Here is a 14,374-nt window from a genome sequence, read left to right as displayed (position 1 = left end):
CGGCGGCCCGCTCGGGTGCGGTCCTCGGTGGCATCCGTGCAGGTGAGAGGCGCTCGAACGGATGTCGCACACTTGTTCGGGAATGAGGGTATGGTGGGGGTGGGAACAGATGTTCGAGAGTCGTTCGGGGCTCACGAGTGCGGGAGGTGCGTGTGCCGGGCTTCGCGCATCTGCACACCGTCTCCGGGTTCTCCCTGCGGTACGGGGCCTCGCACCCGGAGCGGCTGGCCGAGCGTGCCTCGGAGCGGGGCATGGACGCTCTCGCCCTCACCGATCGCGACACCCTTGCGGGCGCGGTGCGGTTCGCCAAGGCGTGCGCCAAGGCCGGGGTCCGTCCGCTGTTCGGTGTGAATCTCGCGGTGGGCGAGCCGGTGGTCGCGCGGCGTGAGCGGCGGCGGGCTCCGGTGCGCGGTGGTGCCTTTGTCGACGAGTCGGCAGCGCGGGTGACCTTCCTCGCCCGGGACGGTGCCCGTGGCTGGGCCGATCTGTGCGGGATCGTCACGGCGGCGCACGAGGGCGAGGGCGCGCCGTTGCTGCCCTGGGACGGCAATCACGGCGACGGTTTGAGTGTGCTGCTGGGGCCCGGCTCCGATGTGGGGCGCGCCCTTGCCGCGGGGCGTCCCGACCGGGCCGCGAAACTGCTCGTTCCCTGGCGTGAGGTCTACGGTGACGCGCTGCGCCTGGAGGCCGTCTGGCACGGTCGTGAAGGTGCGGGGCCCGGCTCTCTGCGGCTGGCCGCCCGTACGGTCGGCTTCGCCGCCGAGCAGCAGGTCCGGCCCGTGCTCAGCAACGCGGTGCGGTACGCCGATCCCGGTCAGGGGCCGGTCGCCGACGTACTGGATGCCGCTCGTCGGCTGGTTCCGATCGATCCTCGTAAGGAGCTGGACTCGGGTGAGGCCTGGCTGAAGGACGCGCAGGCCATGCTGCGGGTCGCCGAGCGAGTGGTGGAGGCGGCCGGCTACCGGCGCGACACCGCTCACCGGCTGCTGGAGCAGACCCGGGCCACGGCCGCCGAGTGCCTGGTCGATCCCGAGGACGACCTCGGCATGGGGAGCATTCATTTCCCCGAGGCGCATCTGGTCGGTGCCGGGCGTCGTACCGCCCAGCGGGCGCTCGCCTCGCGGGCCGCCGCGGGCATGGTGCTGCGCGGCTATGCCGACCGCGGGGAGTACTGGGCGCGGATGCACGACGAGCTGGACGTCATCGCCCATCACGGCTTCGCCTCCTATTTCCTGACGGTCGCCCAAGTGGTGGACGACGTGAGGGGCATGGGGATCCGGGTGGCCGCCCGCGGGTCCGGTGCCGGTTCCCTCGTCAATCATCTGCTCGGGATCGCGCACGCCGATCCGGTCGAGCACGGGCTGCTGATGGAGCGCTTCCTGTCCGAGCGCCGCCTCGCCCTGCCCGACATCGACATCGACGTGGAGTCGGCACGCAGGCTGGAGGTCTACCGCGCGATCATCGGCCGGTTCGGCACCGAGCGGGTCGCGACCGTCGCCATGCCGGAGACCTATCGGGTGCGGCACGCGATTCGTGATGTCGGGGCCGCCCTGTCCATGGACCCCGCCGACATCGACCGCATCGCCAAGTCCTTCCCGCACATCCGGGCCCGGGACGCCCGTGCCGCGCTGGAGGAGCTGCCCGAGCTGAAGCGGCTGGCGGGGGAGCTTCAGCGGGAAGGCGCGCACTACGGCAGGATGTGGGAGCTGGTCGAGGCCCTCGACGCCCTGCCGCGCGGAATCGCCATGCATCCGTGCGGGGTGCTCCTGTCCGATGCCTCGCTGCTCGCCCGTACGTCGGTCGTGCCGACCAGCGGCGAGGGGTTCCCCATGTCGCAGTTCGACAAGGAGGACGTGGAGGACCTCGGGCTGCTCAAGCTGGACGTGCTGGGCGTACGGATGCAGTCGGCCATGGCGCACGCGGTCGCCGAGGTGGAGCGGGCGACGGGGGAGCGGATCGATCTCGATGCCGTGCCGGGGGGCGACCCGGCGACGTATCGGCTGATCCGGTCCGCCGAGACCCTGGGGTGCTTCCAGATCGAGTCGCCCGGGCAGCGGGATCTGGTGGGGCGGCTCCAGCCGGCCACCTTTCACGACCTGGTCGTCGACATCTCGCTGTTCCGGCCGGGGCCGGTCGCCGCCGACATGGTGCGGCCGTTCGTCGAGGCACGGCACGGGCGGGCGCCGATCCGGTATCCGCACCCGGATCTGGAGGGGCCGCTGAAGGAGACGTACGGGGTCGTCGTCTTCCACGAGCAGATCATCCACATCGTCGACATCATGACCGGCTGCGGCCGGGCCGAGGCGGACGCGGTGCGGCGCGGGCTGTCCGACCCGGAGTCGCAGGGGCGGATCCGGGTCTGGTTCGCGCAGCAGGCGGCGGCCAACGGGTATGACGCGGAAACGATTCAGCGAACCTGGGAGATCGTCGAGGCGTTCGGGTCGTACGGCTTCTGCAAGGCGCATGCGGTCGCCTTCGCCGTGCCGACGTACCAGTCGGCGTGGCTGAAGGCCCATCACCAGGCGGCCTTCTACGCCGGGCTGCTCACGCATGATCCCGGGATGTATCCGAAGCGGCTGCTGCTGGCGGACGCGCGGCGGCGCGGGGTGCCGATCCTGCCGTTGGACGTGAACGTGTCCGGCGTGGCACACAGGATCGAACTGGTGTCTGAATCAGGAGTGTGGGGGCTGCGGCTCGCGCTCTCCGACGTGTACGGCATCGGCGAGGCCGAGGCGAAGCGGATCGCGGACGCGCAGCCGTACGCCTCGCTGCTCGACTTCTGGGAGCGGGCGCGGCCGAGCCGTCCCCTCGCCCAGCGGCTCGCGCAGGTGGGCGCGTTGGACGCCTTCGGCGCCAACCGGCGGGATCTGCAGCTGCATCTGACCGAGCTGCACCGGGGTGCCCGGGGCGGGGGCGGCGGTCAGCTCCCCCTGGCCGGTGGCAGGGAGACGGCCTCGGCCGGGCTGCCCGACCTGACCTCGGCGGAGCGGCTCAGCGCCGAGCTGGGCGTGCTGTCCATGGACGCCTCGCGCAATCTGATGGACGACCACCGGGAGTTCCTCGAGGAGCTGGGCGTGGTGTCCGCGCGTCGGCTGCGCGAGGCCCGGCACGGGGAGACGGTGCTGGTCGCGGGAGCCAAGGCGGCCACCCAGACCCCGCCGATCCGGTCCGGCAAGCGGGTCATCTTCAGCACGCTGGACGACGGCACGGGCCTGGTCGACCTCGCCTTCTTCGACGACTCGCACGACGCCTGCGCGCACACCGTCTTCCACTCCTGGCTGCTGCTGGTGCGCGGGGTGGTGCAGCGGCGCGGCCCGCGCAGTCTGAGCGTGGTGGGCTCCGCCGCCTGGAACCTCGCCGAACTGGTCGAACTGCGCACCGAGGGCGGTCTCGACGAGGTGGCCGCCCGGCTGGCCGAGCCCGTTCGGGAGAGCGCGGACGGGGAGGACCCGACGGGCGGCCGCCGGATCCATCTGCCGACCGGGTACGAGATGCATCCGTGGGCCGACCTGCGGCCCGCGGGTCAGGAGGCTCCACAAGGGCCTTCAGCGGTACGGAAGTTGTGGCACCAGAGTCCGGGGAGTGCGGGATGACCATCCTCTGCGTACGTTTCCAGCTGCCGCCGATGTGCGAGGCGGCCCTGCCCGGGCTGCTCGGGCTGCTGGAGGAGTTCACCCCGGTCGTGGAGGCCCTGCCCCCGGACGGGGCGCTGGCCGATCTCCGCGGCGCCGAGCGGTACTTCGGGCGCAGCGCCGTGGAGCTGGCCTCGGTGATCCGGGTCCGGGCCCTCGCGCTGTACGGCGTCGACTGCGTGATCGGCGCCGGACCGGGGCCGATGCTGGCCCGCGTGGCGCTGCGCGACGCCCGTCCCGGGGTGACCTGCGCCGTGCCCGAGGAGCCGGACGCCGTCGCGGACTTCCTTGCCGGGCGGCCCGTGTCCGTGCTGCCCGGCGTCGGTACGGCGACCGCCCGCACCCTGTGCGAATACGGCCTGGACACGCTGGGGCTGGTCGCCGCCGCGCCCCTGTCCACGCTGCAGCGGCTGATCGGCGCGAAGGCGGGGCGCGAGCTGCGCGAGAAGGCGAGCGGCATCGACCGGGGGCGGGTCGCGCCGAACGCCGTCTCCCTGCCCCACTCCCGGCTTCGCTCCGGCGGGGGGACCACCGTCCTCGCCGCCGGCCGCTCCTTCGACCTCGACGAGCTGGACGCGGGCCGGCACCGCACGGCACTGCTGTCCGCCACCGAGGAACTCGGGGCCCGGCTGCGTGCGGGGGACAAGGTCTGCCGCACCCTGACCCTCACCGTCCGCTACGCCGACCGCTCCTCGACCACCCGCAGCCGCGCCCTCGAGGAACCGACCGCACACTCGGCGGCCCTGACGAGGACGGCCTACGGCATGTACGAGGCGCTCGGCCTCCAGCGCGCCCGGGTCCGCGCGCTCACCCTGCGCGCCGAGGGTCTGGCCCCCGCCGGCCAGGCCTCCTACCAGCTCACCTTCGACCCCGTGGACGAGAAGGTCCGCCGCATCGAGGAGGTCGCGGACCGGGCCCGGGCGAAGTTCGGGCCACGGGCCGTGATGCCGGGGGCGCTGGCGGCGTAAACACCCCTGCGGTGGCGTCAGTTGGCCCACGGCGGGGTGATGACCGTGCCGTCGGCCAGCTCCGCCGTGAGGCCGACGGAGGTGGTGACCCAGGAGATTGCGGTGTGGTCGGTGGGGTTCCGCACGGCCAGGGTCGCGCCGGAGTTGATGATCACCGTGTCGCCGGCGGAGATCCGCTCGGTGCGGCCGTCCAGGGTGATCAGCAGTTCGCCGACGAGCAGGTGGAAGATCTCCTCCCGGCTGACGGTGTGGGCGGGTGCATCGGTCCCCGCGGGGATCTCGCCCCGCCAGGCGCAGAGTTCCTTGCTCCCGGTCAGGGGTGTTGCGTACGAGACGAAGCGGGCGCCGTGGATCTCGTGGGTCACGGCCTCGGACGAGCGGACGACTGGCAAGGTGGTCTCCGATTCATTTGGTCAAGCTACTTGACTACATAGTCAAGCAGCTTGACCAATCCGTCAAGGGTGTTTCAATGCCTGTGTGCAGAACTCCGAAGCCATGGCCCTGTCCGCAGCCCTGCTCGCCGTCGCGGGCGACCTCACGCAACGCATCCATGACGGCGTCGTGGCCCGCGGCTTCACGGACCTCCGGCCGGCTCACGGCTTCGCCTTCGCGCGGCTCGCGCCCGACGGTGCCACCGTCACCGACCTCGCCGCACACCTCGGGGTGACCAAGCAGGCCGCCAGTCAGCTGGTGGACGAGATCGTACGCAAGGGGTACGTCGAGCGGCGCCCGCATCCCGAGGACGCGCGGGCCCGGCTCGTCGTGCTCACCGAGCAGGGCTGGGCCTGCACCCGGGCCGCGGAAGAGGCGGCCGCCGAGGTCGTGAGCGCGTGGGTCGAACTGCTGGGCGAGGGTGAAGTGCGGGCGTTGCGGGAGCGTTTGACGCGGATCGCGCCCTACGGTCCGATCAGGCCTGCCTGGTGACGGTTCATCGACCGCTGGACCAGTCCCTGGTTACCACTGGAAGTTTTTACTGACGCGTAACTTCACAGCTGCACTACTCGCCCGTAACTTGACGAGTGAACAGCATCCTCGTGATCCGGATCACAGGGTTAGGCCGTCGCACCTCCCTTGAGCCGCAAGGAGATCACACGATGCTGCCCTGGAAGCGAGTGCTCAGACCCCTCGCAGCGCTGCTCCTGACCGCCGCCGTGGCCGCCGTCCCCGCCGCCACCGCGCACGCCGCCGACGCCGCTCCCAGCAGTGGCTGGAACGACTATTCCTGCAAGCCCTCCGCCGACCATCCCCGCCCGGTGATCCTGGTCCACGGGACCCTGGGCAACTCCATCGACAACTGGCTGTCCCTCGCACCGTATCTGAAGACCCGCGGATACTGCGTCTACTCCCTCGACTACGGTCAGCTGCCCGGCGTCCCGCTCTTCTACGGACTCGGCCCCATCGACAAGTCGGCCGAGCAGCTGTCCGCCTTCGTCGACAAGGTGCTCTCCGCGACCGGGGCCGGCAAGGCCGACCTGGTCGGGCACTCCCAGGGCGGCATGATGCCCCGCTACTACCTGAAGTTCCTCGGCGGATCCGCCAAGGTGAACTCCCTCGTCGGCCTGGCACCCGACAATCACGGCACCAACCTGGACGGCCTCACCAACCTGCTGCCGTACTTCCCCGGCGCCGAGGACCTGATCAAGGCCACCACCCCCGGCCTCGCCGACCAGATCGCCGGCTCCGCCTTCCTCACCAAGCTCAACGCGGGCGGCGACACCGTCCCCGGAGTGCACTACACGGTCATCGCCACCAAGTACGACGAGGTGGCCACACCCTGGCGCGACCAGTACCTGAGCGGCTCGGACGTCCACAACGTCCTGCTCCAGGACCTGTGCCCGCTCGACCTCTCCGAGCACGTGGCGATCGGCCTCTTCGACCGGATCGCCTTCCACGAGGTGGCCAACGCCCTCGACCCGGCCCACGCCAAGGCCACCACCTGCGCGTCGGCCTTCAGCTGACGCGTCGCCGGGGCCTGTCCGACCTGAGCCGCCGGACAGGCCCCGGAGTTCTGGATCACCGCACGTGGCGGCCGCCCGTGGCACGCCGTCGCACCGACATGAACAGCGCCGCCGAACCCAGCGCCAGCGCCGCCGCCCCGCCGATCGCCACGTACGTGGTGCCGGTGGAGGCACCGGTCTCGGCGAGGTTCTCCGAAGTCCCGGCGGCCTTCGGCTCGTTGGCCGGGGCAGCCGGGGACACGGAGGCCGCGGTGGCCGGCTCCGCGGACGTGCTCGCGTCGTCGTCCCCGTGCCCGTGGTGCTCGATCGTCGACTTGTCGGTACCGTCCGCGATCTGCTCGTCGGAGGGCGCGGAGGCGCTCGGAGCGGGGGTGGTGCCGCCCGCCGAACCGCCGCCGAAGTCGACGTCGGAGCAGGAGTAGAAGGCCTCCGGGCTGTCCGAGCGCTGCCAGACCGCGTACAGCAGCTGCTTGCCCGAGCGCTCGGGAAGGGTGCCCGAGAAGGTGTAGAAGCCGCCCGCGGGGACCGGGTCGGTGGCCGTCGCGGCCGGGTGCTCCAGATCCAGGTCCCCCCAGGCCAGCGGCTTCGCCGGGTCGTAGCCGGGCTTGGTGACGTAGACCTTGAAGGTCCCCTTGTGCGGGGCGGTCACACGGTACTTGAAGGTGTACGACCCGCTGCGCACACTCGTCGCCGGCCAGTCCGCGCGGGCCAGGTCCAGCCCCTTGAACTCCTCGTTGTTCGCGCTGCACAGCTTGCCGTCCGGGATCAGCTCCTGGTGCCGTCCGGCGGCGTCGCCGATGCGGATGCCGTTCCAGTCGTACAGCGCCTGCGTACCACCCGCCGCGACCGCGGCCTTGCACGCGGCCGACCTGGGACTCTCCGGGCCCTCCGCGTAGCACTGCGACACCCTGCTCACCGGATCGCCCATCGAACCGTGCGCGGAGGCCGGCGCGGCGGACAGCGCGAGCGCGGCGCTGCCGAGGACGGCGACAACGGCGGCCCTGCGGCGTCGGGGTGTCCCCTGCTCGAACGAGGCCGAGAGCGTGGGGAAGGGCATGGGGAACTCCTCGGAACGGTCCTCGGGGGTGGGGTGGATCCCGTGGGGGGCGATCAGAAGCTAGCCCCAAGAAACCGTGAAATCGCCTGTTGGGGGCGGGTGACGGAGATCCTTATGGTCCCGTTAAGGCGGGGCTAACTGAGGGCTCAGGAAGGAGGGGTGGAGAGCCCCTCGGCGCCGGCTCTCGAGCAGTGCCGCTGTCCGCGGTAGTCCGCCAATGTCCGCCGTGGGACGCCTCAGTCGGCTCCCGGAACGGCTCCCGGTGGGGCGAGGTCGGCTCCGCCGACGGGCTGTGACACCCGCATGGGTGTTACAGCCGCCTGTGACCGGACAGCCCGGACACCGTCACCCTGAGCTGTCCGGGCTCTTTGTGCAGATGAGGGCCATAACTGGACAGTCGGAAACCTGGGACGCCCCTGTTCGGAGTCGCGGTGCGCGTCCGATCAGGCGCCGTCTATTCGGTCGAGCAGAGCCTGAGCCTCGACTGTGCGGCGATGGTCCGGACCGAATGAGGTCAGACAGGCACCGTGAGCAGCTACGGCCTGAAGGCGAGCTTCGGTGCCGCGGCGTAGTCCCAGGAGGGCGGTGGCTACGGCCAGCTCGATGGCGCCGGTCTCCGGGCGGCTCTCGCCCCCGGGCAGGCTGTGGCGCAGTTCTTGGGCGCGCTCCGCCTCGGCGAGGGCCTCCTCGTGGCGGGCTTGGCCGTTGAGGCTGCGTGCCAGGCCGAGCCGCAATGCCAGAGTCAGCCGGTCCGGTTCAGGACAGGCGGCCAGGGTCTCGCGGGCGCGTGCCTCGGCCTCCGGGTGGCGCTCCTGCGCGCTGAGAGCGTAGACCAGCCCGTTACTGGCGGCCCTTGCGACGTTTTGCAACTCCCCTGTACCGCGGCTCGCGGTCTGGGCGACGGCCGCACACTCTGCCTCACACTCGGCGTACTGACCGAGCGCGGCCAGCGTCTGGGCGCGGTCGGAGCGCAGTTTCAGGGTCTGCCAGTGATCAACTCCGAAAGTCTTTCCGACGGCCGGCAGCACTTCGTCGTATATGGCGAGAGCGTCGGCGTGGCGGCCCTGGGCGCCCGTCGCGTTTGCGGCGATGCTCAGTGCCAGCGGTGTGTACGTGTCATCGTGTGGCAGCGACCGGGCCACGGCACGGGCCTCGGCCACCGCCTCTGCGTAGCGCCCAGCCCTGTACAGGGCCATGGCCCGCGACACAGGGGGTTCGGTCGTTCGCTTGGCGCGCGGTCGGAAGAGTCTCATGGCCGGAGGATATGGATATTGCGCGTGGGGTTTGGCCAAGAGGCTGGAATGGTCGGCAGCTTCGGATGGGCCAGCTGACAGATCGCCACGGACCGGGCCTCACACGAGAACTCTGAGGGCCTGCCGGTCGGATATCCACCATCGGGACTCCAGCGGGGTTCTGCGTCGCAGCCGGCCCCTTGGACTCGCTGCCCAGGGCTCCGACACCCGTGTCAGCACCCCAGCTCCGCCGCGCGCTCGCACATCACCTCCACAGCGTCGGGCAGTCGAGGAAGCGGCCCGGGGTGGGCCTCCCGGATGAGCTTCACCGCGAGAAGCCGCCGACCACCCCTGATCAGCTCGTCCACCTCTTCCCGAACCACCGGCAGCAACGCATCCCAGATCGAGTTCTCCATGCGCCGATCCAAGCAACTCACCCTCTCCCACCACCACCAAATTGAACGGTACGACCGCGCGAAGACCCGCTCAGTGAGCCGGGGTATCAACGGGCGACAACCCCACCGCGGGGCCCTCACATCGGCACCCAGGGAAGCCCGTTCCTGCTTCTGTCACGCAGTCAGACACTCACCGGCCATCGCTGCCCGGTGGGCTCGCTGCTGCCAGCGGCACAGGCGCTTAGAAGATGCGGGCACATGGTGGTGTGACGTTCTGCCAACACGCCGCCGGCACCGTGGCAGGCTGCTGGGTGCCGCTGGCGTCCGGCGTCGTTGCCGTCAGTGTTGCCGTCACTGCCGCCGGAGACGTGGGGTTGGGCGACCACCGCTTCAAAGATGTCGATCCGAAGCCCGCCGGGGACACTCCCCCCGGATCGAACGTGCTCGGCGGGGTCGGTGGAGCCGCTCCCAACGAAGACTGGGTGGCCGGCACGCCGACACTCGCCGTGGTGCTGGACGGACTCAGCACGGCGGGCCTGGACACGGGATGCCAACATGGCGTCCCGTGGTACGTCGCCCACCTCGGCAGTCAACTTGTAGCCCAACTAGCCGACTCGGGAACACCACTCGCGGCCGGCCTGGCGGGAGCGCTGGAACAAGTGGCGGCAATGCACCCCGAATGCGACTTGGACAACCCTGGGACGCCTTCAGCAACTGTCGCCGTCCTCCGACAGCGGGAAAGGTTCCTCGATCATCTGGTCCTGGCGGACTCCCCAGTCGTACTCGAAGGACACCAGGACTTCACCGTGATCACTGACCTTCGCGTGGACGACGTGCTTCCCGAACTGAGGGCCGAAGTCGAACAGTACGAAACCCACACGGCAGACCACAGAGAAGCCCTACAGCGATTCGTGGCCGCTCAGCGGCAGATCCGCAACACCTCAGCCGGCTACTGGGTGGCATCGGCTGGTCCGGAGGCGGCAGATCATGCGCTCGTGGGCAGCACCCCCATTGACGACGTACGTGCCGCAGCGGTCCTCTCCGACGGTGTCTCGCGTCTCGTCACGGAGTACGGCATGGCGACATGGTCCGAAGCCTTCAAGACGCTCCGGACCGGCGGCCCGCGAGAGCTGATCAACACTGTCCGGAACGTCGAAGCCACAGATCCGACCGGACGACGGTGGCCGCGCTACAAGCCAGGCGACGACGCTTCCGCCGCCTTCTGCCAGTGGTGAGCGCAGCCGAATTCGATATCGACTATGAGCACACCGCCGGTACTGTCCCGCCACCCGCGCGGGCGGCCCGACGGGCGGCGGGGCCGGCGCCAGATACAGCCAGGCTCCGCGCCGATGGCGACCTGGCGACTCCGACCCGAACAACCAGACCGCGGGCCCGGCGCGACGGCCCGGTTGGGCCCACACATGCGCCCACCGGATCGATTTGGGCTATCGAGTAACGACCGACCGTTCGCGTGCGGCGCTGCCCGACGCGTGGCCTTCCTGCCGGAAGGAAACCGCCATCGTGATGCCTCGGACTAGCCGGTATAGGCCATTCCACTGGCGTGTGGCCCCAGTGGGGGTACCTACTGGACGCCTGCGGGGGCAACTGAAAAGCCGTTGACATCAGGTCCAGGCCGCCAAGAGGATGGCTAGCCTGATCCGGAGACGTGTCATGCGTTCCCGGGCGGAACCTTCAGGGAGGGGAACCCCGTTGAAGATTCGTCGCGCCGTTACAGGCCTCGTGGGTGCGGCTGCCGCCGCTGGCCTGCTGTTCGCGGGTGCAGGGGTGGCGAATGCCACCGGATCGACCGGCTGCACATCACCCGATTACGTCCATCAGTACACGACGTACCACGGCACGATCTGCTACACCAACACAGGGTACGACAACCTGACCACATCGGGATTCTGGACAAGCAAGGTTACCGCAGGGAATAATACCGGCTATATCGAATTCTATACCGAAGATGGATTCTATTCCACGTGGTATTTTAAGCCGGGCATTCATCCCTTCATCCCTGCCGAGATTCCCAGCCTAAAAGGCGACGTGGTCTCGATGGTGGGAATTCACATCTCCTCCATCGGATCTTAGCCTCAGTGCCGGTGGTCTAAAGCGCTGCTTGATGCTCTGACGTGCGGAAACGTGCTCATCGACGCGCGGCGCATGGCCCACAATGCCCTGGTCCGCCCCGAATGCAGTCCGCCCATCAGGAGAGCGGGGCATCCAGCGGCGTCCTTGGCCATCCTCTGGCCAAGGACGCCGCTCGCGAGCTGCGCGGCGACGATGAACGGGCAGGTCACGGGCGTAGTCGGTACTGAAATGCGGTCGGTCTTGAAAACCGTCGTGGCGCGAGTCACCGTGGGTTCAAATCCCACACCCACCGCCAGATCAACGGCCCCGGGTCTGCTGCACGATCGGGTGACATCTGAACTGGCTTGCCTTGTAGGGCGGGTGGAAAGGATGTCGCTGTGCCCAAGCCTTATCCGGAAGAGTTCCGCCAGGACATCGTGCGGGTCGCGAGGAACCGCGGCCCGGGTGTGACGGTGGAGCAGGTAGCCACCGACTTCGGGGTCCACCCGATGACGTTGTGGAAGTGGATGCGCCGGGCGGATATCGACGACGGGGCCAAGCCCGGGGTGACCAGCCAGGAGAGCGCGGAGCTGCGGTAAGCACGTCGGCGGATCAAGCTGCTGGAGCAGGAGAACAAGGTCGTGCGCCGGGCAGCGGCCTATCTGTCGCAGGCGCATCTGCCGGGAAAAGGATCTACCCGCTCGTGAAAGAGCCGGCCGTGGACGGGGTGCCCGTCACGGTGACGTGCCGGGTGCTCAAGCTCGCCGGACAGCCCTGCTACTGCTGGCTGGGCAAGCCGGTTGCCGACGCCGTGCTGGAGGAGGCATCTCGCGCGAACGCGCTCTTCGACGCCCACCGCGACGACCCGGAGTTCGGCTACCGGTTCCCGGCCGATGAAGCGCGTGGTGCCGGGGCCGGCATGGCCGAGCGCACCACGTGGCGGATCTGCCGGGACAACCGCTGGTGGAGTGTCTTCGAAAAGAAGCGTGGCCAGGGCAAGAAGGCCGGCCCGCCGGTGCACGACGATCTCGTGAGCCGCAACTTCACCACGACCGGCCCGAACCGGCTGTGGCTCGCCGACATCACCGAACACGCCACCGGCGAGGGCAAGCTGTACCTCTGCGCGATCAAGGACGTCTTCAGCAACAGGATCGTGGGCTACTCCATCGATGCGCGGATGAAGTCCCGCCTCGCCGTAGCTGCTCCGGACCATGCCGTGGCCCGGCGCGAACACGTCGCCGGGTGCATCCTGCACAGCGATCGCGGATCACAGTTCCGGTCCCGGAAGTTCGTCCGAGCCCTCGACCACCACCGGATGGCCGGATCGATAGGGAGAGTCGGGGCGGCCGGCGACAACGCGGCCATGGAGTCCTTCTTCAGCCTGCTGCAGAAGAACGTCCTCGACCGCCGGACCTGGGCCACCCGTGAAGAACTGCGGATCGCGATCGTGACCTGGATCGAGAGGACCTACCACCGACGCCGCAGGCAAGCCGCACTCGGCCGACTCACACCCGTCGAATTCGAGACCGTCATGACCACAACGGCCTTCCAGGCCGCGTGACCGAACCTGTCACCCGAACCTGCATCAGACCCGAGCGAGCGTGCTGCCTGTATCCAGGGGAGCATGCCACTCGGAGAGCGGCCCGGGTAGCGTCGGCGTCGTGCTCCTGGAAACAGCCCAGAGGGCCGGCCCCGCCAAAAAGGAGGTCGGCTCCCTGGACCGAACAGTACGGGCGACGGGAACCGAACCCGCGCAGCTGGTTTGGAAGATCGCGTATGCGGATGCGGTCTGACCTGGCGAGACGCTGACCTGCGCCATCCTGGCGCGCTATCCGGTGTTCCCCGGTGATACCCGCTCGTGTCCGTACGATCGGGCACGCAAGGGGCACGTGCGCCCCTACGCCGGTTCCTCCGCTGGCCGAGCGCGCAGGAGGTGCTGGGCGGCCTGGAAGGCCTTTGCTTTTAGGTCGTCCAGTGAGGCATCCCAGCTCTCGTTCCAGTCCTCCAGATCGCTCGCGCACAGGGCGATCGGGCGCAGCTCCTCGGGGTAGGGCCAACGGAGGTCAAGTTCGATTAGCATCTCTAGCCAGATCTGACAGGCACCAGTGGCGGGATCGAGCGAGCCGTCGACTGTCTGCTCAGCCAACCAGTAGATCAGGGCCCAGGAAGCGGCAGTCGGGTCAGCGGGAGTCTCGAAGTGCAGACCCAACTCGTCTAAGGACCTGATCGAACAGATCTGGCGCTTCGGGCTCCTCGCGCCGTGTCAGTCCGGCCAGGAGCGCTATCGACGGTGTGTCGACACCAGCCAGAAGTGCGTCGAGTCCCGTCTGTATGAATCGGTCGGAGCCGACGTGACGGCCGAGTGCCCGTTCCCGGGCCACTCGTTTTAGTTGTCGTAGCGCTTCGTCTTCGGTCATGCTCGCGCCCTCACCAGTAGGTTGTGGGTCGGCATCGTGCCACGGTCGCGTTTCCCCGGCACCTCGATTCCGGACTGCCGCGGTCGCGGCTGCGGAGACGGCGCTGAGGCCGGCGGAGTCTCCATGACCGCGCCAAGTGCGAGGGGCGGCGTCCGATCACGGGTAGCCAGGAACCTTGGTAAATCCGTTCTGCGCCCGGGCTCCTCGGCCGCTGGCATCCGACGCCGACCGCCACTGTCCGTGGCTGTTGGTGTCAGGCATTGGTGTCAGACCAGCAAGGCGCTCTTGACAAGCTGAGTGACGTGCTACCGGTTGACGACCATGACGACATAGACCATGCCGACGGCGGCGGTCAGGCAGACCACAACGGCAGCGATCGCGGCAACGCCGACCAGTCCCGTCACACCCAGAATCGCGGTCCATCCCACCCGAGTCACCCGCTCGGACCGCTCGACTGCGCTCTCGTAGTCGCTGTCGTCGTACCAATCTCGATCGGTCATGGCACCCCTGCTCCAAAGGATAGATGGCGCGGCGGATGACCAAGAGTGCTGCCAGCGCCGGCCGCGTGCACGCTTTCCAAGTCTGGTGGTGGCTTGCTGGGCGGAGTACAGGGCCGTTCACCTGTGTTCATGCGCGGGTGCGTGC

General features: G+C 69.2%; 12 protein-coding genes and 1 pseudogene. 7 read left to right on the top strand and 6 right to left on the bottom strand.

Going from position 1 to position 14,374, the window contains the following annotated elements; all coding sequences use genetic code 11:
* Positions 1–152: 152 nt before the first annotated feature.
* Complete coding sequence (locus AC07DS_RS11260) at positions 153–3,593, top strand: DNA polymerase III subunit alpha (protein WP_479144184.1); 3,441 nt, start codon at positions 153–155, stop codon at positions 3,591–3,593.
* Positions 3,590–4,600 carry a DNA polymerase Y family protein gene (locus tag AC07DS_RS11255; RefSeq protein WP_479144183.1) on the top strand — a complete coding sequence of 337 codons (1,011 nt, stop codon included), beginning with the start codon at positions 3,590–3,592 and terminating at the stop codon, positions 4,598–4,600. Before AC07DS_RS11260 ends, AC07DS_RS11255 begins: the two co-directional genes overlap by 4 nt.
* A 17-nt stretch (positions 4,601–4,617) precedes the next feature.
* On the opposite strand, the gene AC07DS_RS11250 is transcribed toward AC07DS_RS11255, so the two are convergent.
* On the bottom strand, positions 4,618–4,992 hold the full coding sequence (locus AC07DS_RS11250; protein WP_479144182.1) for a cupin domain-containing protein: 375 nt from the start codon (positions 4,990–4,992) through the stop codon (positions 4,618–4,620).
* An 85-nt stretch (positions 4,993–5,077) separates the two neighbouring features.
* Between AC07DS_RS11250 and AC07DS_RS11245 the strand changes: the two genes are divergently transcribed.
* Together AC07DS_RS11245 and AC07DS_RS11240 are read left to right on the top strand one after the other, a co-directional pair.
* Complete coding sequence (locus AC07DS_RS11245) at positions 5,078–5,524, top strand: MarR family winged helix-turn-helix transcriptional regulator (RefSeq protein WP_479144181.1); 447 nt, start codon at positions 5,078–5,080, stop codon at positions 5,522–5,524.
* Between the two features lie 170 nt (positions 5,525–5,694).
* Positions 5,695–6,558 (top strand): esterase/lipase family protein, encoded by an 864-nt coding sequence (locus tag AC07DS_RS11240; protein ID WP_145882690.1) that lies wholly within the window; start codon positions 5,695–5,697, stop codon positions 6,556–6,558.
* 55 nt (positions 6,559–6,613) lie between these two features.
* On the opposite strand, the gene AC07DS_RS11235 is transcribed toward AC07DS_RS11240, so the two are convergent.
* The 3 genes from AC07DS_RS11235 to AC07DS_RS11225 form a co-directional block, all read right to left on the bottom strand.
* Positions 6,614–7,615 carry a lytic polysaccharide monooxygenase auxiliary activity family 9 protein gene (locus tag AC07DS_RS11235; protein WP_479144180.1) on the bottom strand — a complete coding sequence of 334 codons (1,002 nt, stop codon included), beginning with the start codon at positions 7,613–7,615 and terminating at the stop codon, positions 6,614–6,616.
* A 443-nt stretch (positions 7,616–8,058) separates the two neighbouring features.
* Entirely contained in the window at positions 8,059–8,775 is a 717-nt protein-coding gene (locus tag AC07DS_RS11230; RefSeq protein WP_479144179.1) for a tetratricopeptide repeat protein, read from the bottom strand.
* 305 nt (positions 8,776–9,080) lie between these two features.
* The gene (locus AC07DS_RS11225) at positions 9,081–9,263 is read right to left on the bottom strand and encodes a hypothetical protein (RefSeq protein WP_336113056.1); all 183 of its coding nucleotides are present in this window, start codon (positions 9,261–9,263) and stop codon (positions 9,081–9,083) included.
* 245 nt (positions 9,264–9,508) lie between these two features.
* On the opposite strand from AC07DS_RS11225, the gene AC07DS_RS11220 reads away from it, so the two are divergent.
* The 3 genes and pseudogenes from AC07DS_RS11220 (at position 9,509) to AC07DS_RS11210 (ending at position 12,873) form a co-directional block, all read left to right on the top strand.
* Positions 9,509–10,477: a hypothetical protein gene (locus tag AC07DS_RS11220; protein ID WP_479144178.1), complete on the top strand. Its 969-nt coding sequence runs from the start codon at positions 9,509–9,511 to the stop codon at positions 10,475–10,477.
* 475 nt (positions 10,478–10,952) lie between these two features.
* Positions 10,953–11,333, top strand: a complete 381-nt coding sequence (locus AC07DS_RS11215) for a hypothetical protein (protein WP_479144177.1) — start codon at positions 10,953–10,955, stop codon at positions 11,331–11,333.
* Between the two features lie 377 nt (positions 11,334–11,710).
* Positions 11,711–12,873, top strand: a pseudogene (locus tag AC07DS_RS11210) (IS3 family transposase).
* A gap of 336 nt (positions 12,874–13,209) precedes the next feature.
* Here the strand turns inward: AC07DS_RS11210 and AC07DS_RS11205 are convergent.
* Both AC07DS_RS11205 and AC07DS_RS11200 read right to left on the bottom strand, forming a co-directional pair.
* Positions 13,210–13,392 (bottom strand): hypothetical protein, encoded by a 183-nt coding sequence (locus AC07DS_RS11205; protein ID WP_479144176.1) that lies wholly within the window; start codon positions 13,390–13,392, stop codon positions 13,210–13,212.
* 642 nt (positions 13,393–14,034) lie between these two features.
* Positions 14,035–14,229 (bottom strand): hypothetical protein, encoded by a 195-nt coding sequence (locus AC07DS_RS11200; protein WP_479144175.1) that lies wholly within the window; start codon positions 14,227–14,229, stop codon positions 14,035–14,037.
* Positions 14,230–14,374: the final 145 nt, after the last annotated feature.

The organism is Streptomyces sp. NPDC044064, from assembly GCF_056434245.1.
The sequence above is the reverse complement of the archived record's forward strand: the minus strand, read 5'-3'. Positions and strand labels throughout refer to the sequence as shown.